The organism is Kineococcus sp. NBC_00420 (genome assembly GCF_036021035.1).
Taxonomy (GTDB): domain Bacteria; phylum Actinomycetota; class Actinomycetes; order Actinomycetales; family Kineococcaceae; genus Kineococcus.
Map to the genome: position 1 here is coordinate 2,089,357 of NZ_CP107930.1, position 19,872 is coordinate 2,109,228.

Sequence of the window (19,872 nt, forward strand, 5' to 3'; positions counted from 1 at the left end):
ATATATTCCGTGACCATGCGCGTCACGCACTTCGGCCACTCGTGCCTGCTCGTCGAGACCGGTGCCGCCCGGATCCTGGTGGACCCCGGCACCTACAGCCACGGTTTCGAGGAGCTCGAGGACCTCGACGCCGTCCTCGTCACCCACGCCCACCCCGACCACGTCGACGTCGAGCGCCTGCCGTCGTTGCTGGACAGCAACGATTCAGCGGTGCTGCACGCCGAACCGTCGACGGCGGCCTCGCTCACCGAGTCGGGTCTGCGGGCCTCGCCCCTGCACCCCGGGGACTCCGTCGTCATCGGGGGCGTCACGGTGACCGCGGTCGGCGGTCGGCACGCCGTCATCCACGCCGACATCGCCCGCATCGGCAACGTCGGCCTGGTCTTCACGGCCGAGGGTGAGCCCACGCTGTTCCACCCCGGCGACTCCTACGAGGCGGTCCCGGAGGGCGTCGACGTGCTCGCCGTCCCGTTGAACGCCCCGTGGGCCGCGTCGAAGGAGACCGTCGACTTCGTCCGCGCCGTCGGTGCCCGGGAGGGTCTGCTCATCCACGACGCCCTGCTCGCCCCGCCCGGGCGCGCCACCTACGCCGGCCACGTCCGCAACCTCGGCGGCCTGGCCGTCCGCGACACCGAGGGCACGACTCCCCTCAGCTTCTGAGCCGGAGGTGGGCGGCGGTGGCGCCGACGTCCGCGGCGACGACGTCGATCGGCGTTCCCTGCGCGACCACGCGGCCACCGTCCTCACCACCGCCGGGGCCGAGGTCGACCAGCCAGTCGGCGCCGAGCAGCACCGCGGCGTCGTGCTCCACCACGACGACGGTGCTGCCCGCGTCCACGAGTCCGTGCAGCAGCCGCAGCAGCCGTTCGACGTCCGCGGGGTGCAGACCGGTGGTGGGTTCGTCGAGCAGGTAGAGCGTCCCCGCCACGCTGGTGCGCTGCAGTTCCGTCGCGAGCTTGATGCGCTGGGCCTCCCCACCGGAGAGTTCGGTCGCGGGTTGCCCGAGGCGCAGGTAGCCCAACCCGATGTCGCGCAGCGCGTTCAGACCGCGCAGCGCGACGGGGAGGTCGTCGAGCGCCGCACAGGCCTCGTCGACGGTCAGGGCGAGGACGTCGGCGACGGTGAGGCCGCGGTGGGTGATCTCCAGGGTCTCCGACGCGTAGCGGGTGCCGTGGCAGTCCGGGCAGGGCGACCACGTCCCGGGCAGGAACAGCAGCTCCACCGACAGCGCCCCCTCCCCCTTGCAGGTGGGACAGCGGCCGGCGGCGACGTTGAACGAGAACCGGCTCGCCGTCCACCGGCGGCGCCTCGCCTCGGGTTCCCGGGCGAAGGCCTCGCGGACGGCGTCGAACAACCCCGTGTACGTCGCGAGGTTCGAGCGCGGGGTGCGCCCGATCGGGCGCTGGTCGACGCGCACCAGCCGGGTGACCCCGTCGAGGCCGGTGGCGCCGCGCACGACGGGGCGCTCCCCCGTCGGTCCGTCCGCCTCGTCGGAACCGTCGGACTCGGTGGGCTCCTCGCTCCCCAGGTGGTCCGCGACGACGTCGGCGACGATCCCCGCCAGCGTCGACTTCCCCGCCCCGGACACCCCCGAGACCGCGGTGAACACCCCCAGCGGGAGGTCGACGTCGAGGTCCCGGACGGTGTGCGAGGAGGCCCCGGTGAGGCCGAGCCACCCCGTCGGGGTCCTCGCGGGCCTCCGCAGCTCGGGACGGGACCCCGGGATCAGGAACTCCCGGGTCACCGACTCCGCGACGTCCTGCAGACCCGCGACCGGGCCGGAGTGCAGGACCCGGCCACCGGCCGACCCCGCTCCCGGCCCCACGTCGACGAGCCAGTCCGCCGAGCGGACGACGGCCATGTCGTGCTCGACGACCAGCACGCTGTTCCCGGCGTCGCGCAGGCCGGCGAGGACGTCCAGCAGCGCGACGGTGTCCGCCGGGTGCAACCCCGCCGAGGGTTCGTCCAGGACGTAGACCACGCCGAACAACCCCGACCGCAGTTGCGTGGCGAGCCGCAACCGCTGCAACTCCCCGGTGGAGAGGGTCGGCACCGTGCGGTCGAGGGCGAGGTAGCCCAGACCCAGGTCGACCACGGCGGCGGCACGGGCGAGCAGGTCGCGCACGATGACGTGCGCCGGCCCGTCGGCGGGGACGTCGGCGCCACCGAGGGCCTCGACGAGGCGCCGCACCGGCAACCCGGCCAGCTCGACGACGTCGTACCCCGCGAAGGTCACCGCCAGCGCCTCCGGCCGCAACCGGCGACCACCGCACGCCGGGCACGGTGTGGCCTGCAGGAAACCCCGCAGCCGTTCCTTCGTGCTCGACGACCCCGTCGTCGCGAAGGTGTGCATGACGTGGTCGCGCACGCTGGTCCAGGTGCCCTGGTAAGGACGCTGGATGCGGTGCGCCTCGCGCACGGGGTGCACCGTCACGACGGGTTTCTCGTCGGTGAAGAGGATCCAGTCGCGGTCCGCGCGGGGCAGGTCGCGCCAGGGGGCGTCGACGTCGTGGCCGAGGGTCGCGAGGACGTCCCGGAAGTTCTTGCCCTGCCAGGCCCGCGGCCACGCGGCGATCGCCCCGTCCCGGATGCTCAGGGACGGGTCGGGGACGACGGACTCCTCGGTGACCGAGAACTCCGTGCCGACCCCGTGACACCGCGGGCAGGCCCCCACCGCGGTGTTGGGTGAGAACGCGTCGGAGTCGAGCCGCGACGCACCCGCCGGGTAGTCACCGGCCCGCGACAGCAGCATCCGCAACGAGTTCGACAACGTCGTGACCGTGCCCACGGTGGAACGTGACGACGACCCGGACCGGTTCTGCTGCAGGGCGACCGCCGGGGGAACGCCGGTCACGGCGTCGACGTGCGGCGCCGCGACCTGCTGGATCAGGCGCCGGGCGTACGGCGCGACGGACTCGAGGTAGCGCCGCTGCGCCTCCGCGTAGATCGTGCCGAAGGCCAACGACGACTTCCCCGAACCAGACACCCCGGTGAACGCGACGACCGCACCGCGGGGCAGGTCGACGTCGACGTCGCGCAGGTTGTGGTCGCGGGCACCGCGGACGTGGAGGAAGTCGTCGCGCTGGGAGTCGTCGGGCACCCGTCCACCGTAGGGGCGGCGCAGCGGCGTCGTACCCGGGGGGAAGGTCACCCCAGCAGCGGGCGCGGGTCGAAGACGACCCGGATGCGGTCGATCCCGTCCGGGCCGACGTGCATCCGGTTCACCACGGGGAACGGATCGACGCCGTCGAGGCGGGTCCGCATCTCGAACCAGGTGACGACCTCGTCGCCGTCGACCAGCAGCTTCTCCACCACGACCTCCTCGAGGAAGCCCTCGCGCATGCCGAGCAGCCCGGCGACGCACTCGTCGGGTCCGTCCGCGACGCCCATCGGACCCCGGAAGGACACCTGCGGGTCGAACAGGCCGCGCAGGGCCTCGGCGTCCCCGGCGTTCCAGCCGCGGAAGTAGTCCTCGGCGTGCTCACGTGCGGTGGCCCCTGCAGTGGTCATCGTGATCTCCTCTCGTCGTCCTGGTCCTCCGAGCCTGCTCCGGCTCGAGCCAGAAGTCCAAGACCGGTTCGTGACCGCTGCCATACGATGCGGTGATGGAGCTGAGGGCACTGCAACACTTCGTCGCCGTCGTCGACGAGGGGGGATTCACCCGCGCCGCGGCGAAGCTGCGGGTCGCCCAACCCGGGGTCAGCTCCCAGGTCCGCAACCTCGAACGCGAACTGGGACAGGCGTTGTTCGAACGCCACGCCCGCGGCGCGACCCTCACCGCCGCGGGGCAGGTCGCGCTCCCGCACGCCCGGGCGGCCCTGGCCTCGGCCGCCGCGGTGGCCGACGACGTCGCCGCGCTCACCGGATTGCTGCGCGGGACGCTGCGGGTCGGGATGCTGCTCTCCAGCAGCGGGATGCAGATGCCCGCCCTCCTGCGGGAGTTCCGCGACCTCGCCCCCGCCGTCGAACTCCGGGTGACCGAGGACGACGCGGCGAACCTGCTCGTCGCCGTGCGGGAGGGGACGCTCGACGTCGTGTGGACGGCGACCGCGGACCGCGAGCTCGACGACCTGACCGGGGTCACCGTCGCCCACGAACCCCTCGCCGCGCTGGTCGCCACGGACCACCGGTGGGCCCGCCGTCGCACGGTGCCCCTCGCCGAACTGTGCGGGGAACCGTTGCTGTCGGTCCCACCCGGCGGGGGTCTGCGCACGGTGCTGGACGAGACCTGCGCCGCCCACGGCCTGACGTACCGGATCGCCCTGGAGGCGAACTCCCCCGTCCTGCTGGCGTCCCTGGCCGCACAAGGGCTGGGCGTGGCCCTCGTCCCTGCCTCGTTCGCGGACTCCTCCACGGGAGACACCGTGCACCCGCTGCGGATCGTGCGGCCGGGGCTGGTGGGTCGGGTGCAGGTGCTCTGGCGGCGGGAGAACCCCTCCCCCGCGACGCGCGCGTTCACCCGGCTCGTGACGCGCACCACCCACGGCTGACGGCCCGGCCGCCGGCGGGCAGGATGGTGACGTGTCCAGTCCCGTCCTGTTCCTGATGTCGACCGGCCCCGACGGCACGACGGCGTTCGCGCCGGCCGACCCGAGCGCCCCGCACCTGCGCGTCGACGACCTCGGCGCCACCCGCGGCGACGGGATCTTCGAATCGGTGAACGTCGTCGGCGGCGTCGCGCAGAGCCTGCGCCACCACCTCGACCGGTTCGCGCGCTCCGCCGCGATGGTCGACCTCCCCGCCCCCGACGCGACCGCGTGGGCCGTCGCGCTGAAGCAGGCCGTGGCTGCGCACGACCCGGTGCCCGAACTGCTGGTGAAGCTGATCATGACCCGCGGGGTCGAGGGCAGCGGTGTCCCCACCGGCTGGGTGCACGCCTTCGTCGCCGCCGACCACACCCGCGAACGGGCCGAGGGCATCGACGTCCTGGCCCTAGAACGCGCCTACCCCAGCGACGTGATGACGCGGGCGCCCTGGCTGCTGCAGGGAGCCAAGACGTTGTCCTACGCGCTGAACATGGCCGCGTTGCGCCACGCCCGCGCCCGGGGCGCCCACGACGTCGTGTTCCTGGCCTCCGACGGCGAGGTCCTCGAGGGCCCGAACTCGACCGTCGTCGCCGTCTTCGGCGACCGCTGGGTCACGACACCACCGGAACTCGGCATCCTCGAGGGGACGACCCAGGGCCGCGCCTTCGACTTCGCGCAGCAGCGCGGCGACCGGACCGAGATCGGGCGGGTGGGCCTGGCGGACCTGCACTCAGCCGACGCGCTGTGGCTGGTCTCCAGCGGCCGCCTCAGCGCCCCCGTCCGCAGCGTCGACGGCACCCCCCGCCCCGTCGACGTCGTGCTGTCCGCCGAACTGCTGCAGCACCTGCTCACCGTCCACGACTGAGCCGCCGGGGTTGTGGGTCGTGGTCACCACGCGCCGAACCTACTGGCGTGTGGTGACCACGACCCGAAACCGCGGCCACGGGACGACTACAGGCCGTAGGTCTCCAGCAACCGCAGCCAGACCTCGCTCACCGTGGGGTAGCTCGGGACGGCGTGCCAGAGGCGCTCCAACGGCACCTCGCCGACGATCGCGACCGTCGCGGCGTGCAGCAGTTCGGCGACGTCCTGACCGACGAACGTCACGCCGACGATCACTGTGCGCTGCTCGTCGACGACCATCCGCGCCTTCCCGGCGTAGCCGTCGGCGACCAGGGACGCACCCGCGACGTTGCCGAGGTCGTAGTCGACGACCTTGACGTCGAGGCCCTCCTCGCGGGCCTGGGCGGCGGTCAACCCGACCTGCGCGACCTCGGGGTCGGTGAACACGACCTGCGGGACGGCGTGGTGGTCGGCCGTCGCGGTGTAGCGCGACCACGGGGGCGTCTCGATCGGCCCGGCGGCCCGGGCGGCGATCGCGTCACCGGTGGCGCGGGCGTCGTACTTGCCCTGGTGGGTGAGCTTCACGCGGCCGGACACGTCGCCCGTCGCGTACAGCCAGGAGCCTTCGACCCCGGCGACGAGTCCGGTGTCGTCGACCTCGAGGGATCCGCCGTCCTGCAGCCCGACGGTCTCCAGCCCGATGCCGCGGGTGGCGGGGCGACGTCCGGTGGCGACGAGGAACTCGTCGGCGTCGACGGTCGAACCGTCACCCAGGGTCACGTGCACGCCGCTGTCGTCCCGGGAGACCCGCGCGAGCTCGGCGCCCGTGCGGACGTCGATCCCGTCGGCGCGCAACGCCTCCGCGACCATCTCGCCGGCGAAGTCCTCCTGCCCGGCCAGCAGCCCGGAGCGCACGAGGAGGGTGACCTGCGACCCCAGACGCGCCCAGGCCTGGGCGAGTTCGCAGCCGACGACGCCGCCACCGATCACGGCCAGGCGCGCGGGCACGCTCTTCGCGCTCGTCGCCTCCCGGCTCGTCCAGACCCGGGAGTCCGCGAGCCCCGGGACGTCGGGCAGGACGGGCACGGAACCGGTCGACACCACGACGGCCTGACGGGCGGTCAGCTCGACCGTCCCCTCGGCCGTCTCGACGGAGACCGTCCGCGTCCCGGTCAGCCGCGCGGTCCCCCGCACCAGACCGAGTCCCGCGGAGTCCAGCCACTTCGCCTGGCTGCTGTCGTCCCAGCCGCTGGTGAAGCTGTCCCGGCGTTCCAGGACCTTCGCCGCGTCCAGGGACCCGGTCACGGCCTCGGCCGCGCCCTTCAGCCGCTGCGCCGCGGCGAGCGCCTGCCCGGAGCGCAGCAGAGCCTTCGACGGCATGCACGCCCAGTACGAGCACTCACCGCCGACGAGCTCCTTCTCCACCACCACGACGTCCAGCCCCGTCCGCCCGGCCCGGTCCGCGACGTTCTCGCCCACCGCCCCGGCTCCGATGACCACGACGTCGACCTCTCGCTGAGTGCTCACGCTCGCGACGCTAGGGCAAGCCCGTCGTGCGGCGACAGGGGCCCCGGTGTGGTGTGATCGTCGCGTGGGTCGACGTGCCGTGGAGTTCAACGCCTCCCCCCGCCCGACGCTGGGCGTCGAGTGGGAGATGGTGCTCGTCGACCGGTCCTCGCGCGACCTCGCCTCCCGGGCCTCGGAGGTGCTGGACGCGGTCGACCGCGAGGACTCCCCGACGGGGCCGCGGATCACCAAGGAACTGCTGCGCAACACCCTCGAGATCGTCACCGGGGTCTGCGACACCGTCGGGGACGTCGTCGAGGACCTCTCGGGTTCCATCGCGGCGATCCGCCGGGTGAGCGATCCGCTGGGCCTGGAGCTGATGTGCGCGGGGACCCACCCCTTCGCGCGCTGGGACGAGCAGCAGGTCACCCCCGACGAGCGCTACGCGGAACTGCTGGAACGCACCCAGTGGTGGGGCCGCCAGATGCTCATCTGGGGCGTCCACGTCCACGTCGGCGTCAACTCGGTGCACAAGGTCCTGCCGATCCTCAACACCCTGCTGAACCACTACCCGCACCTGCAGGCCCTCTCCGCGAGTTCGCCGTACTGGACGGGCTTCGACACCGGCTACGCCAGCAACCGCGCGCAGATGTTCCAGCAGCTGCCGACGGCGGGGCTGCCGTTCCAGTTCGGCGCCTGGGGCGAGTTCGAGACCTACGTCGACGACATGCTGGTGACCGGCGTCATCGACGGTCTCTCCGACGTGCGCTGGGACATCCGCCCCTCCCCGAAGTTCGGCACGATCGAGGTCCGGGTCTGCGACGGGACCCCGACCATGCGGGAACTGCGGGCCGTGACCGCGCTCATCCACTGCCTCGTCGTGCACCTCGACGACCGGCTCGAGGCCGGTGAGGAACTCCCGACGATGCCGCCGTGGCACGTCCAGGAGAACAAGTGGCGCGCCTCCCGCTACGGCCTCGACGCCGAGATCATCGTCGACGGCGCAGGCCGCGAGCGCCTGGTCACCGACGACCTCACGGACTGGCTGAACCGCCTGGAACCCGTCGCCCGGCAGCTGGGGTGCGCCGACGACCTCGCCCTGGTCGCAGAGATCCCCCGCCGCGGCGCGAGCTACCAGCGGCAGCGCCGCACGTTCGCGGAAGCCTGCGAGCGGGGCGCCGAGAACCCGTTGCACGACGTCGTCGACTCCCTCGTGCGGGAGATGCACGAGGCCTGACAGTGGGCGTCAGCCCGCCAGCGCCTCGGCCACCGTGATCGCCGGGAGGCCGTGCGCCGCAGCGACTTCGGCGTTGGCGAGCGAACCAGCGTGGGTCGAGAGCCCACCGGCGAGCGCGGCGTCCGCGGTCAGCGCCGCCTTCCAGCCGCGGTCGGCGAGCTTCACGACGTAGGGCAGCGTCGCGTTCGTCAGGGCGTACGTCGACGTGTGCGGGACGGCACCCGGCATGTTGGCGACGCAGTAGAACACCGACCCGTGCACGGTGAACGTCGGGTCGTCGTGGGTGGTGGGGCGGGAGTCCTCGAAGCAGCCGCCCTGGTCGATGGCGATGTCGACGAGGACCGACCCGGGACGCATCTGCGCCACGAGGTCGTTGCTCACGAGTTTCGGCGCCTTCGCGCCGGGGACCAGCACCGCACCGATGACCAGGTCCGCGGCCCGCACGGCGCGGGCGAGTTCGTAGGAGTTCGAGACGATGGTGCGGACGGCACCCCCGAAGCGGGCGTCGACCTCGCGCAGCTTGGGCAGCGACAGGTCGAGCACGGTCACCTCGGCCCCCATGCCGAGCGCGATCTGCGCGGCGTTCTGACCGGAGACGCCGGCGCCGATGACGACGACGTCGGCCCCGCGGACGCCGGGGACCCCACCCATGAGCACGCCCCGGCCACCAGCGGCCCGCATCAACGAGTAGGCGCCCACCTGCGGCGCGAGACGGCCGGCGACCTCGCTCATGGGGGCGAGCAGCGGCAGCGAGCGGTCGACGAGCTGAACCGTCTCGTAGGCGATCGCGGTGGTGCCGGACGCGAGCAGCGCGTCGGTGCACTCGCGCGACGCCGCGAGGTGGAGGTAGGTGAACAGCACCTGGTCGGCGCGGAGGCGGTGGTACTCCTGCGCGATGGGCTCCTTGACCTTGAGCAGCAGGTCGGCACCGTCCCAGACCTCGTCGACATCGGCGAGGACCTTCGCACCCGCGGCCTCGTAGTCCTGGTCGGGCAGGGAACTGCCGAGGCCGGCACCGGCCTCGACGAGGACCTCGTGGCCGTGACCGACGAGTTCGTGGACCCCGGCCGGGGTCAGCGCCACGCGGTACTCGCGGTTCTTCACCTCACGGGGGACGCCGATGCGCATGGTGCTCTCCTCAGGTCGGTCGGTGGTGACGGGTTGGTCGCTCTCCGTCCAGGGTGAAGAGGGTTCGAGGGGACGGCAAGCAACCTGCAGGAGATTCGTGGGAGGGTCGGTTCGTGGCAGATCCTTCGAGAGACCGCCCCCTCGACCCGCCGTCGCCGAAGAAGCTGCAACGGGTGGTGGACCCCGTCGACCGCGCGATCCTGCGCATCCTGGCCGAGGACGCCCGCACCACCAACGCGGCCCTGGCCCAGCAGGTGGGGATCGCCGCCTCGACCTGCCTGCTGCGGGTCCGGGCGCTGCGCGAGTCGGGGGTCATCCGGGGTTTCCACGCCGACGTCGATCCCGCGGCCCTCGGGCTGGACCTGCAGGCGATGATCGCCGTGAAGCTCGCCGCCCACGCGCGCGGCAGCATGGGGCCCTTCGTGGCCCGGATGCGGCGGCGCCCCGAGGTCCTCGACGTCTACTTCGTCGCCGGGGCCGACGACTACCTGCTGCACGTGGCGGTGGAGAGCACCGCGGCCCTGCGCGACTTCGTCGCCGAGCACCTCTCCCACGACGCCGACGTGGGCCTCACCGAGACGAGCCTGATCTTCGAGCACACCCGTGGGGTGGGGCGCGGGTAGGACCGGGTCCGCGCCGCTGGTTCAGGCGCCGGTTCAGGCGACGGGCAGCGTGGCCAGGAACTCCTGCAGGACCGGCACCGGCAGGTCGCGGCGAGCCGTGCCCAGGCTGCGCAGCGAGGCCCCGGAGGAGGGCACCCGTTCGCGCAGCGCCTGGGCGTGGTGCTCGACGAGGCGTTGCAGCGCAGCGCGGCAGCGGTCGTGGTCGGCGACCCAGGCCTGCCGGCGGGCGAACGCCTTGACCAGGCCGGGGAAGCGGTAGCGGCCACCGGGTTCGGCCCGCAGGAGGTGGGCGTCGACCAGTTCCTCCAGCACCCCACGGGCGTGGACCGGGGCGACGTCCAGCACCGCGGCCGCGGCACCGCCGTCGAGCCAGGCGCAGTCGGGCACCGCGAGCAGGCAGAACGCCTGCCCCAGTTCGCGTCCCAGGCTGTCCTGCACTCGTCGCAGCGGCGCGTCGACGATCGCGCAGTCGGCGGCCATCACCACCGGTTCGCGCAGGTCGTCGGCGAGCTGGGCCGCGATCTGGGCGATGCTCCACCCCGGCCGGTCCAGCAGGCGCGCGGCCGCGACGCGCACCGCCAGCGGCAGGTGCGAACACGCGGCGACCACCTGCTCGGACACCTCCCGCTCGGCGAGGACCCGCTCGTGGCCGGCCACCGCTCCCAGCAGCTCGAGCGACTCCTCCGCGGGCAACGGCCCGACGGTGGTCCAGCGCACCGGGGACAGCGCGGGCAGCCGCCGGGCGCTGGTGAACAGGACGGCGCTGCCGGCTCCGGCGGGCAGCAGGTCCCGCACCGTCTCCGCCGTGGTGACGTGGTCCAGCAGCAGCAGGAGGCGCCGTCCGTCGGTCACCGTGCGCCAGGTCGCGATCCGTTCGGCGCGCGCCTCGGGGACCGCGTGCGGTGCGGTCCCCAGCGCGCGCAGGAACGCACCCAGCACGTCGTGCGCGTTCACCGGGCCCGCACCGCCGCGGAGATCGGCGTAGAGCTGACCGTCGGGGAAGCTCCCCCGCACCCGGTGCGCGACCTGCACGGCCAGGGCGCTCGTCCCGGTTCCGCCCAGCCCGGTGAGACCCTCGACCACGAGCCGGCCCGCGTCCGGCAGGGACGCCGCCAACCGGTCGAGGAGTTCCGCCCGTCCCACGAACGGCTCGGCCCGCGGCGGCAGCTGCGCCGGAACTCCGGCGGGCGCCCCACCCGGGGCGTCGGCGTCGGGGCGGCGGGTCGCGATCCGTCCCGCCAGCGCGGGGTCGGCCCGCAACACCCTCTCGTGCAACGACTGCAGACCGGGACCGGGGTCGACACCGAGTTCGGCGGCGAGGAACTCGTGCGCCTCGCGGTAGGTGGCGAGCGCCTCCGCCTGACGGCCGCTGCGGTAGAGGGCGAGCATCAGCAGTTCCCGGCGGCGTTCGCGCAGCGGTTCCGCGGCCACGGCGTCCACCAGCTCGGCGACGGTTCCGGGCCCGGGCCCGGGCCCGGCCGTCTCGAGCTCGGCCGCCCACAGGTCCTCCACCGCGTCGGCGTGCAGCAGTTCCAGGTGGGCGCGGCGAGCGGTCAGGTACGGGCCGTCCACCCCGGCCAGCGCACGACCGGTCCACCGCGCCAGGGCCGTGCGCAACCGCTCGTGCGCCAGGGAGTCCCGTCCCTCGCGCACGGCGGCGCGGGCCGCGGCGACCTCACCGCGGAACAGGTCCACGTCCACCACCCCCGGCGGCAGGAACAGGCCGTACCCCCCGGAACGGGACTCCAGCCGGACCTCGCCGTCGGCTCCGCAGGCGGTGAGGACCCGCCGCAGGCGGGAGACGTAGGTGCGGACCGTCGTGCGCGCCCCGGTGGGGGCCTCGCCGTCCCAGAGCGCCTCGACGAGTTCCTCGACGGGGACCACCTGCTCCGACCGCAGCACGAGGACCGCCCAGAGGGCCCGCTGCTGAGGGGTGCCGAGGTCCACGTCCGTGCCGCACCAGCGCATCGAGACCGCACCGAGGACCGTCAGTTCGAGGTCCGGTGCGGGCTCCCGGTCCTGCCGGGAGACGTCGTGGGGCACGGGACGGTCCTCTCGAGTGCGCGGTGGGTGTGCTCGTAGGGTGAGCGCTCGGGCCCCCGCGGGGACAGAGCTGCAGCGCCAGAGATGGACGGCCCCACCTTGTGGATCTCACAAGGTCCACAGCTGGAGGGGGAACCGGTGACCGGAACGTCCGAGCGGACCGAGCGCGGGGCCGACCGGCCCCCGATCACGACGCTGACGGAACTCTTCACCCGCGCCCAGGACAGCGTTCCCGCCCTGACCCTGGAGGTCATCGACCTCATCCACGACCGGGTGGTGGAGTACGGCTCGACGACGGTGACCCAGCAGATCGGGCACACCGAGGGTCAGCTCCGCGACTTGGTGACCGGGCTGGCCTGCGGTCGGGGCCCCGACGACCGCGAACTCGGAGCGGCTCGCGACCTGGGCCGGCAGCGGGCCCTCGACCGCGTCCCGCTGCACGCACTGATCAGCGCCTTCCAGGTCGGTTTCCAGCGGCTCTGGGCCCACCTGCAGGAACTCGCCCGGGAGTCCGGGCGCCAGGAGCTGCAGCTGGACCTGCTGGCGGGCGTCGACGGCGTCTGGTCCTGGATGCAGGCCATCACCGCGGCCGCCTCCCAGGCCCACAGCGAGGCCACCGTGGCCCTGGAGGCGGTCGACATCCGCTCCACCCACCGCTTCGTGCAGGCCCTCAGCCAGGGCGACGTCGAACGCGACGTCGCCGAACGCGCCGCGGTCAGCCTGGGCTACGACCTCGCGGGGCAGTTCCAGGTGGTGTGCTGGTCGGTCGGCGGCTGGTCGGAACTGCAGGTGCAGCGCTGGCACGAACGCGACGGGGTACCGCGGCCGGCGACGCAGCACCTGCAGGTCGCCGGCGTCGGGCAGACCATGGTCGCCGTCCTGCAGGGCACGGACCCCGCGAAGCTCGTCGCCCGGGTCCACCGGGTCGACCCCGCCGCCCGGGTCGGCGTGGGCCTGAGCCGTCCGGGCGTCCCGGGGGCGGTCGACAGCTACCGCGACGCCGTCCTCTGCCTGGCCCACGCCGACCCCCGCCGACCGGTCGTGGCCTTCGAGCAGTGGTGGCTCCCGGTCAGCCTGAGCGAGCAGGCCCCGCGGTTGCGCCAGGTGCTCGAACCCGGCCTGCGGGCCGCCGTGGACAACCCGCACCTGCTCCAGACGGTCACCGCCTTCGCCGACGCGGGGTCGTCGCTGTCGGCCACGGCGAGCGCCCTGCACGTGCACGTCAACACCGTCCGCTACCGCCTCGACCGCTGGCGGACGCTGACCGGGTGGGACCCGACGACGTGGGACGGGTTGTGCCGCACGCTCCTGGTCGACTGGACCCGCGACGGGTGACCCGCAGCGAGCGGCCCCGAAGCGGTCGACCCGCGGTCAGACGAACGCCGCCACCTGCTCCTGCGAGCCCAGCAGGGTGCGGGCGTAGACGTCGACGTTGAGCCCCGGGGCGAGCAGCGGGTGGCGGGAGAGGACCTCCACGTCGCGCCAGACGGCCTGCAGCGGGTTGCCCGCGGCGAAGGAGCGGGCCCCGCCGGCGTCGAGCAGGTGCCCCAACGCCGCGCGCGTGGAGACGGTGATCGTGGCCAGGTCCGCCCGCACGCGCGCCCGGGTCGCGACGTCGAGCTGACGTCCCTCCCGCGCCCCCCGCTCGACGTCGCCGGTGGCGCGGGCCAGGTGCAGGCCGGCGGTGTCCACCAGCCGGGCGGCGCTCGCCACGTCGAACCGCACGCCCGGCGCGTCCCGCGCGTCGGCGTAGGTGGAGGAGGCGAGCGGACGGCCCTTCCCGAGGGCGTCGAGCACGAGCTCGAGACCGGCGCGCGCCATCCCCACCAGGACGGCACCGGCGCACACGCCCAGGGCCGAGTAGGCGGTCGTCGACCGCAGGGGGTCGGCCGCGTCCGGCGCGCCCGCCCCGAGGAGGGCCGCGAACGGCGCGCAACGCCGCTGCGGCACGAGGACGTCCTGCGCGACGGCGGTGTCGCTGCCCGTGCCCGCCATCCCGACGACGTCCCAGGTGGGTTCGACGTCCAGCGCCTCGACGGGGACGAGAACCGCCTCCACCGCGGGCCGTTCGTCCTGGACGTCCTGGACGAGGACGGGCAGCAACGCCCACCGCGCGTGGTGGATGCCCGACATCGGCTGCCAGCGTCCGCTGACCCGCAACCCGCCGGGGACGCGGCGGCCGGTGCCGGTGGGGAAGAAGCTCCCGCACACGCCGGCGCGCGGGTCGTCGGCCCACAGCTCCTCGCGACCGGCCGCGGGGAACCGGGAGGCGAGCAGGCCGGCGCCGGAGAGGATCACCGCGCACCACGCGGCCGACCCGGACCCGCGGGCCAGTTCGGCGTGCACGTCCACGGCGGTCGCGATCGAGGCGCCGAGGCCACCGAGGGCGGCGGGGGCGTGCAGGGCGAAGAACCCCGCCTCGTGCAGGGAGCGCGCGTCTGCCGGGGTCAGGCGGTGCCCCCGTTCCGCCGCCGGTGCCCCCGCACGCAGCGCCGGGACGAGATCGCAGGCGGCCGCCACGAGGTGGTCGCGGGCGGCCGGTCGGGTGTCGTTCACGGGGTCCTCCTCGGGTCGGTTCCGGCGTGCGTGACCGTTCCGAGCGGGCGACGGGCGCTGGTCGCCAGCTCGATCTCCGTCGCCGCGGCCCGGGCACCGTCCTCCTGCCCCAGGGCGGCACCGATCGAGCGTGCACGTCCGGCGGCCGCCTCGGTCAGGACGCCGCGGAGGGCCTCGACCAGCCGGGGGGCCGTCAGGTCGCGGAACGGGAACCAGGCGCCGATGCCGAGGTCGTGCAGGCGTCCGCCCCAGAAGGGCTGGTCGAAGGAGACGGCGCAGACGACGGTCGGCAGCCCGGCGGTCACGGAGGCCGCCGTCGTCCCGGCGCCCCCGTGGTGAACCGCGGCGGCGCAGCGCGGGAACAGCAGCGTGTGGTCCACCGGCCCGACGACGCGGACCCGCTCCGTCGCGTCCGCCGCGGCGAGGTCGGTCCACCCGGCCCCCACCAGCCCGCGGACCCCCAGTTCCCGGCACACGGCCTGCACCAGGGCGAAGAGGGCGGCGGGATCGGCGACGGGCATGCTGCCGAACCCGAAGAACACCGGCGCCTCGCCCGCGCGCAGCCACTCCTCCAGGTCCGCGTCCCACGTCGCCTCGCCCCAGCGCTCCCGTTGCTCCGGCGTCGCCACGACGGGCCCGGTGAGCGGGAACCGCGGCGACCAGGATCTCAGTTCCGGGACCAGCGCCTCGCCGTAGGCCTGCAGTTCCAGCGCACCGGCCTGCGCCAGGCGCCGGGCGATCGGGACGGTGATCGCGGGCAGGCCCACGGAGCGGCGGAAGGCGTTGGTGTAGCCCGCGGTGGCCTTCTGCTCCCACCGGGCGTACAGGGCGTGGGTCGCCCGGTTCAGGGGCCGGGGAACGCGTCGCCGCGTCAGCATGAACGACGGGAAGGCGGAGTTCGCCCGTCGGGGGGCGTGGTGGATCGCGACGACCGCGGCCCCCGACGCCTCGGCCAGGCACGACGCCTCGTCCAGCAGCAGGGTGTTCGAGACGATGACGTCCGCGCCCTCGCAGGCCCGGACCATCGCGGGGTGCAGGACGTCCGCGTGGACGGCCTTCATCCGCACGAAACCCTCCAGGTACTGGTGGACGTCGGAGTTCCGGAGGAACTCCTGGCCCTGGTCGGAGCGGAGGAACGCGCGCATGTCGAACCCGAACGGGACCACGGGGAGGCCGAGGGCCTCACCGAAGTGGGTGAGGTCGTCGGTGGTGGCCAGCACGACCTCGTGGCCGCGGCGGACCAGTTCGGCTCCGAGGACGGCGGCCGGCTGGACGTCGCCGCGGGAACCCATGGCCAGGAGTGTGATGCGCACGGTCAGCCCACCTCGGTTCCGCGGAGTGCTGCGGGCGGACGGTACCGCCGCGCACGGGTCGGGGTTCGGGTGACGGTGACCACGGGTGCTGCCTCCGGTGCTCGGTGGGGCGGGACGTGCTCGACGGGTGCTGGCACCAGTGCCGCACGGGGTTGTCGACGTGGCGTGGACGTCTCGTCGACGCGGAAAACCGAGGACCAGCGGACCTTCTGCTGCACAACGGCTCTCGACCGGCCGACGCGAGGCCGGAACTCATGCCCGTCCTTCCGTGGACGGCGCGGTCCCCCGCGGCCGGTAGTTTCCCAGCATGAACAGTTCCAGGAGACCGGTGCACGTCCGTCGTCCCGCGGGAGGCTGGGAACTCCTCCAGATCGCACCCGAGGTGTTCTGCGCGCGGACGCCCCTCGCGAACTGGTACCTGCTGCGCGACGGGCGCGACCTGACCCTGATCGACGCCGGCTACCCCGGCCACGGGGAACTCGTGCTGGCCTCCGTCGCGGCGCTGGGGCACCAGCCCCGCGACGTCCGTGCGGTCCTGGTGACCCACGCCCACGTCGACCACGTCGGAGGGCTGGGCGCCGTGCTGCGCGCGGTGCCGGGGGTCCCCGTGCTGCTGGACCCCGCCGAGGTCGCGCACGCCCGTCGCGAGCACCTGGAACAGGTCGGCGTCCCGACGGTGCTGCGCCAGGCGTGGCGTCCCCGCGTCGCGGCCTGGGCCGTGCGGGCGGTGCGCAGCGGCGGCACCCGGGACGTGCGGATCGCCGACGCGCAGGCGTTCCCGTCCCCCCGCGCCGGCGCGGCCCTCGACGTCCCCGGCCGCCCCGTGCCGGTGCCGACCCCCGGGCACACCAGCGGGCACAGCGCGTTCCTCCTCCCCGACCTGGGTGTGGTCCTGACGGGCGACGCCCTCGTGACGGGACACCCGCTCAGCGCGGTCGAGGGCCCGCAACTGCTGCGGGGTTTCTTCCACCACGACCCGGCGGCCACCGCGGCGGCCCTGGACGTGCTGGCTGCGGTGCCGGCGGACGTCATCGGTCCCGGGCACGGCGTCCCGCTGGAGTTCCCGCTGGACCGGGCGGTGGCCGCCGCGCGGTCGCGCTGACGAGACGTCGACACGGGCGTCCACGGGGCGTCCACGCGGCGTCGACACGTCGTCGACGGGCAGGAGGTGGAGTGGTCCACGACGCCGGAACGAGCGGCGACCACGTTCCACCTCCTGGAGACGATGCTGTGAAGAACGCTGTGGACACCGCGACCGGGCAGTCCCCGGTCACCCCCGCCCTGGACGGCCTCGACGCCCTGGTCGGTGCCGTGGACGGGCAGGTCCTGCTCCCGGGCGACGACGGGTACGCCGCCGAGTGCTCGCCCTACAACCTCGCCGTGGCCCACGCGCCGGCAGTCGTCGTCGGTGCCGCGAGCGCCGCCGACGTGCAGGCCGCGGTGCTCTTCGCGGCCCGCCGGGGACTGCCGGTGGCCGTGATGGCCACCGGTCACCAGGGTTCGCCGTCCACCGACGGTGCGGTGCTGATCACCACCCGCCGGATGGACGACGTGAGCGTCGACCCCGTCCGGCGCACGGTGCGCGTGGGGGCCGGGGTCCGCTGGCAGGCGGTGGTGGACGCCGCCGCCGAGCACGGGCTCGCCCCGCTCAACGGGTCCTCGCCCCTGGTCGGCGTGGTCGGCTACACCCTCGGCGGGGGGTTGAGTCCCACGATGGGCCGCGCCCACGGCTGGGCCTCCGACCACGTCACCGCCCTCGACGTCGTGACCGCCGACGGGCGGCTGCACCACCTCGAGAACCGGCCGGACTCCCCCGACGCCGACCTGTTGTGGGGTCTGCTGGCCTCCAAGAGCAACGTGGGGATCGTCACGGCGCTGGAGTTCGGGTTGTTCCCCGTGACCCACCTGCACGCCGGGGGGTTGTTCTTCGCCGGTGAGCACGCCGGAGCCGTGCTGTCCGCCTACGCCGACCTGACCGCGAACGCCCCGGACGAACTCACCACCTCGATCGCGCTGACGCGCTTCCCGCCGCTGCCGTTCCTGCCGGACTTCCTCAGCGGGAAGTTCGCGGTGCACGTGCGTTTCTCCCTCCTCGGAGACGCGGCCACGGCCGACGCGTTGCTCGCGCCGTTGCGCGGGTGCGCCCCGGTGGTGCTGGACACGGTCGCCGAGATCCCCTACCGGGAGAACGCGGCCATCCACGACGATCCCGTCGACCCGGCGCCCTTCGTCCAGCGCACGGTGCTGCTGCGGGAGTTCACGCCCGGGTCGCTGGCCGACCTCGTCGACCTGTTCGGTCCCGACTCCGACTGCCCGGCGCACATCGTGGAACTGCGCCAGCTCGGTGGTGCGCTCGCCACGAACCCCGACCTGCCCTACGCCGCAGCGCACCACGACGCCGCGTTCGCGTTGTGCGTCTTCGTCATCGGCCCGGCGCAGGCCGGCCCGGCGTCGGCGTGGACGGACCGGGCGTTCCGTCGCCTGGAACCGCACTCGGCGCCGGGCACGTACGCGAACTTCGTCGCGGCCTGGGACACCGACCCCGAGGACGTCCGCCGGGCCTACCTGCCCGAGACCTTCGCCCGTGCGCAGCGGGTGAAGGCGACCTACGACCCGCAGAACCTGTTCCGCCTCAACCACAACGTCCTGCCCCGCTCCTGATGCGACTCCCCTGGAGAACGAGAATGACCACGCGAACCCTCACCACCGAAAGCGCGACGTCCGCGGAACTCAGCCACCTCGTGGACCACCACGAGGTCGTCGACGCCGTCCTGCGCTACACCCGCGCCCTGGACCTCGCCGACGCCGACCTCATGACCTCGGCGCTCACGCCGGACGCGACCGTCGACCTCACCCCGGCCACGGCGAAGATCGGTCTGGAGTTCCCCGTCCTGACGCCCCGGGAGACCGTCGTGGGCGCTCTCGTCGGCGCCGTCGGTCCCCTGGACACCAGCCACAGCGTCACCAACCCGCGCAGCGAGATCACCGGCGACACCGCCGTCCTGACCTGCTACGCCCAGGCCATGCACTTCCTGCCCGGCCAGGGACCCGACCCCGTCCAGACCCGGCACGCCCTGATGATGAACCGCTACACCGCCCGGCTCGTGCGTGACGGGGCCACGTGGCGCATCCAGCACCTCAGCATCGACAGCGCCTGGTTCGAGGGTGACCCGACCGTCCTGGTCTCCCAGGTCTGAGCCCCCGGCGGGGTGGTCGGGACGGGCGCGGTGTCCTCGCGCCCGAACCCGGCCACCCACCCGGCCCGTCGTCAGCCACCTGTTCTTGACTGAACGGTCCACCACGGCGTAGGTTAAAGACCGAACAGTCCACTACGAGAACGGAGCACGACGATGAACGCAGCACTCACCGGCAAGACGGCCCTGGTGACCGGCGGGACCTCCGGCATCGGCCTGGCGGTCGTCCGCCGGTTCGTCGAGGAAGGGGCCCACGTCGTCGTGACCGGGCGGCGCCAGACGCAGCTCGACGCGGTCGCGGCCGAACTCGGCGACGCGGTGACCACCGTGCAGGCCGACGCCTCCGACCCGGCGCAGGTGAACGCCCTGTTCGAGGCCGTCGCCGCTCGCGGCACCGGACTGCACGCGGTCCACGTCAACGCCGGCGGCGGGGAGTTCAAGCCCCTGGCCGAGGTCAGCGCGCAGGACATCGACACCGCCTTCGCGACCAACGTCCGCGGCACGATCCTCACCGTGCAGGGCGCGCTGCCCTTCCTCGGGGAAGGCGCCGCGATCGTGGTGACCGGCTCCACCGCCGGATCGGGGACGGAGAAGGACTTCGGCCTCTACGGCGCCTCGAAGGCCGCGGTGGCGACGCTGACCCGCACCTGGGCCGCCGAGCTCGCCCCGCGCGGGATCCGCATCAACACCGTCGTCCCCGGCCCCACCGAGACGCCGGGACTGACCGGTCTGGCCCCGGGCAACGAAGCCGGTCTCCTGGCGGCCATCGCCGCCGGGCTGCCCTTCGGCCGGGTCCTGCGCCCCGAGGAGGTCGCCGCCACCGTCCTCTTCCTCGTCTCCGACCAGAGCTCCGGCATGACCGGCGGCGAGGTCTTCGTCGACGGCGGCTCCACCATCGCCTGA

General features: G+C 73.9%; 17 protein-coding genes. 10 read left to right on the forward strand and 7 right to left on the reverse strand.

The genetic code is table 11. The features are described from left to right. The first annotated feature begins 15 nt into the window (after positions 1 to 15). Positions 16 to 660 carry an MBL fold metallo-hydrolase gene (locus OG218_RS10205; protein ID WP_328293108.1) on the forward strand — a complete coding sequence of 215 codons (645 nt, stop codon included), beginning with the start codon at positions 16 to 18 and terminating at the stop codon, positions 658 to 660. On the opposite strand, the gene OG218_RS10210 is transcribed toward OG218_RS10205, so the two are convergent. Continuing rightward, entirely contained in the window at positions 650 to 3,100 is a 2,451-nt protein-coding gene (locus tag OG218_RS10210) for an excinuclease ABC subunit UvrA (protein ID WP_328293109.1), read from the reverse strand. The genes OG218_RS10205 and OG218_RS10210 overlap by 11 nt on opposite strands. A 47-nt stretch (positions 3,101 to 3,147) precedes the next feature. Continuing rightward, positions 3,148 to 3,510, reverse strand: a complete 363-nt coding sequence (locus OG218_RS10215; RefSeq protein ID WP_328293110.1) for a nuclear transport factor 2 family protein — start codon at positions 3,508 to 3,510, stop codon at positions 3,148 to 3,150. Positions 3,511 to 3,605: 95 nt separating this feature from the next. Here OG218_RS10215 and OG218_RS10220 point away from each other — a divergent pair, with 95 nt between their 5' ends. Next, entirely contained in the window at positions 3,606 to 4,490 is an 885-nt protein-coding gene (locus tag OG218_RS10220; RefSeq protein ID WP_328293111.1) for a LysR family transcriptional regulator, read from the forward strand. Positions 4,491 to 4,521: 31 nt separating this feature from the next. Then, positions 4,522 to 5,391, forward strand: coding sequence for an aminodeoxychorismate lyase (locus OG218_RS10225; protein ID WP_328293112.1), 870 nt, complete (start codon positions 4,522 to 4,524; stop codon positions 5,389 to 5,391). An 86-nt stretch (positions 5,392 to 5,477) separates the two neighbouring features. Here OG218_RS10225 and OG218_RS10230 read toward each other — a convergent pair whose 3' ends face one another. Then, positions 5,478 to 6,896, reverse strand: a complete 1,419-nt coding sequence (locus tag OG218_RS10230; RefSeq protein WP_328293113.1) for a dihydrolipoyl dehydrogenase family protein — start codon at positions 6,894 to 6,896, stop codon at positions 5,478 to 5,480. 64 nt (positions 6,897 to 6,960) lie between these two features. Between OG218_RS10230 and OG218_RS10235 the strand changes: the two genes are divergently transcribed. Continuing rightward, a complete protein-coding gene (locus tag OG218_RS10235; RefSeq protein WP_328293114.1) occupies positions 6,961 to 8,112 on the forward strand; it encodes a glutamate--cysteine ligase in 1,152 nt (383 codons plus the stop codon). Between the two features lie 9 nt (positions 8,113 to 8,121). On the opposite strand, the gene ald is transcribed toward OG218_RS10235, so the two are convergent. Then, on the reverse strand, positions 8,122 to 9,240 hold the full coding sequence (gene ald / locus OG218_RS10240; protein WP_328293115.1) for an alanine dehydrogenase: 1,119 nt from the start codon (positions 9,238 to 9,240) through the stop codon (positions 8,122 to 8,124). A 113-nt stretch (positions 9,241 to 9,353) separates the two neighbouring features. On the opposite strand from ald, the gene OG218_RS10245 reads away from it, so the two are divergent. Then, positions 9,354 to 9,863, forward strand: coding sequence for an Lrp/AsnC family transcriptional regulator (locus tag OG218_RS10245; protein WP_328293116.1), 510 nt, complete (start codon positions 9,354 to 9,356; stop codon positions 9,861 to 9,863). Between the two features lie 33 nt (positions 9,864 to 9,896). Here OG218_RS10245 and OG218_RS10250 read toward each other — a convergent pair whose 3' ends face one another. Continuing rightward, a complete protein-coding gene (locus OG218_RS10250) occupies positions 9,897 to 11,906 on the reverse strand; it encodes an AfsR/SARP family transcriptional regulator (protein WP_328293117.1) in 2,010 nt (669 codons plus the stop codon). Positions 11,907 to 12,044: 138 nt separating this feature from the next. Here OG218_RS10250 and OG218_RS10255 point away from each other — a divergent pair, with 138 nt between their 5' ends. After that, positions 12,045 to 13,241, forward strand: coding sequence for a PucR family transcriptional regulator (locus OG218_RS10255; protein ID WP_328293118.1), 1,197 nt, complete (start codon positions 12,045 to 12,047; stop codon positions 13,239 to 13,241). A gap of 36 nt (positions 13,242 to 13,277) precedes the next feature. Here OG218_RS10255 and OG218_RS10260 read toward each other — a convergent pair whose 3' ends face one another. Together OG218_RS10260 and OG218_RS10265 are read right to left on the reverse strand one after the other, a co-directional pair. Further along, on the reverse strand, positions 13,278 to 14,462 hold the full coding sequence (locus OG218_RS10260; protein WP_328293119.1) for an acyl-CoA dehydrogenase family protein: 1,185 nt from the start codon (positions 14,460 to 14,462) through the stop codon (positions 13,278 to 13,280). After that, positions 14,459 to 15,775, reverse strand: a complete 1,317-nt coding sequence (locus OG218_RS10265; RefSeq protein WP_328293120.1) for a glycosyltransferase — start codon at positions 15,773 to 15,775, stop codon at positions 14,459 to 14,461. Before OG218_RS10265 ends, OG218_RS10260 begins: the two co-directional genes overlap by 4 nt. A 307-nt stretch (positions 15,776 to 16,082) precedes the next feature. Here OG218_RS10265 and OG218_RS10270 point away from each other — a divergent pair, with 307 nt between their 5' ends. The 4 genes from OG218_RS10270 (at position 16,083) to OG218_RS10285 (ending at position 19,872) form a co-directional block, all read left to right on the forward strand. Then, positions 16,083 to 16,877: an MBL fold metallo-hydrolase gene (locus OG218_RS10270; RefSeq protein ID WP_328293121.1), complete on the forward strand. Its 795-nt coding sequence runs from the start codon at positions 16,083 to 16,085 to the stop codon at positions 16,875 to 16,877. Positions 16,878 to 17,005: 128 nt separating this feature from the next. Next, the gene (locus OG218_RS10275) at positions 17,006 to 18,436 is read left to right on the forward strand and encodes an FAD-binding oxidoreductase (RefSeq protein ID WP_328293122.1); all 1,431 of its coding nucleotides are present in this window, start codon (positions 17,006 to 17,008) and stop codon (positions 18,434 to 18,436) included. A gap of 23 nt (positions 18,437 to 18,459) precedes the next feature. Next, positions 18,460 to 18,972 (forward strand): nuclear transport factor 2 family protein, encoded by a 513-nt coding sequence (locus OG218_RS10280; RefSeq protein WP_328293123.1) that lies wholly within the window; start codon positions 18,460 to 18,462, stop codon positions 18,970 to 18,972. 153 nt (positions 18,973 to 19,125) lie between these two features. Beyond that, entirely contained in the window at positions 19,126 to 19,872 is a 747-nt protein-coding gene (locus OG218_RS10285) for an SDR family NAD(P)-dependent oxidoreductase (RefSeq protein ID WP_328293124.1), read from the forward strand.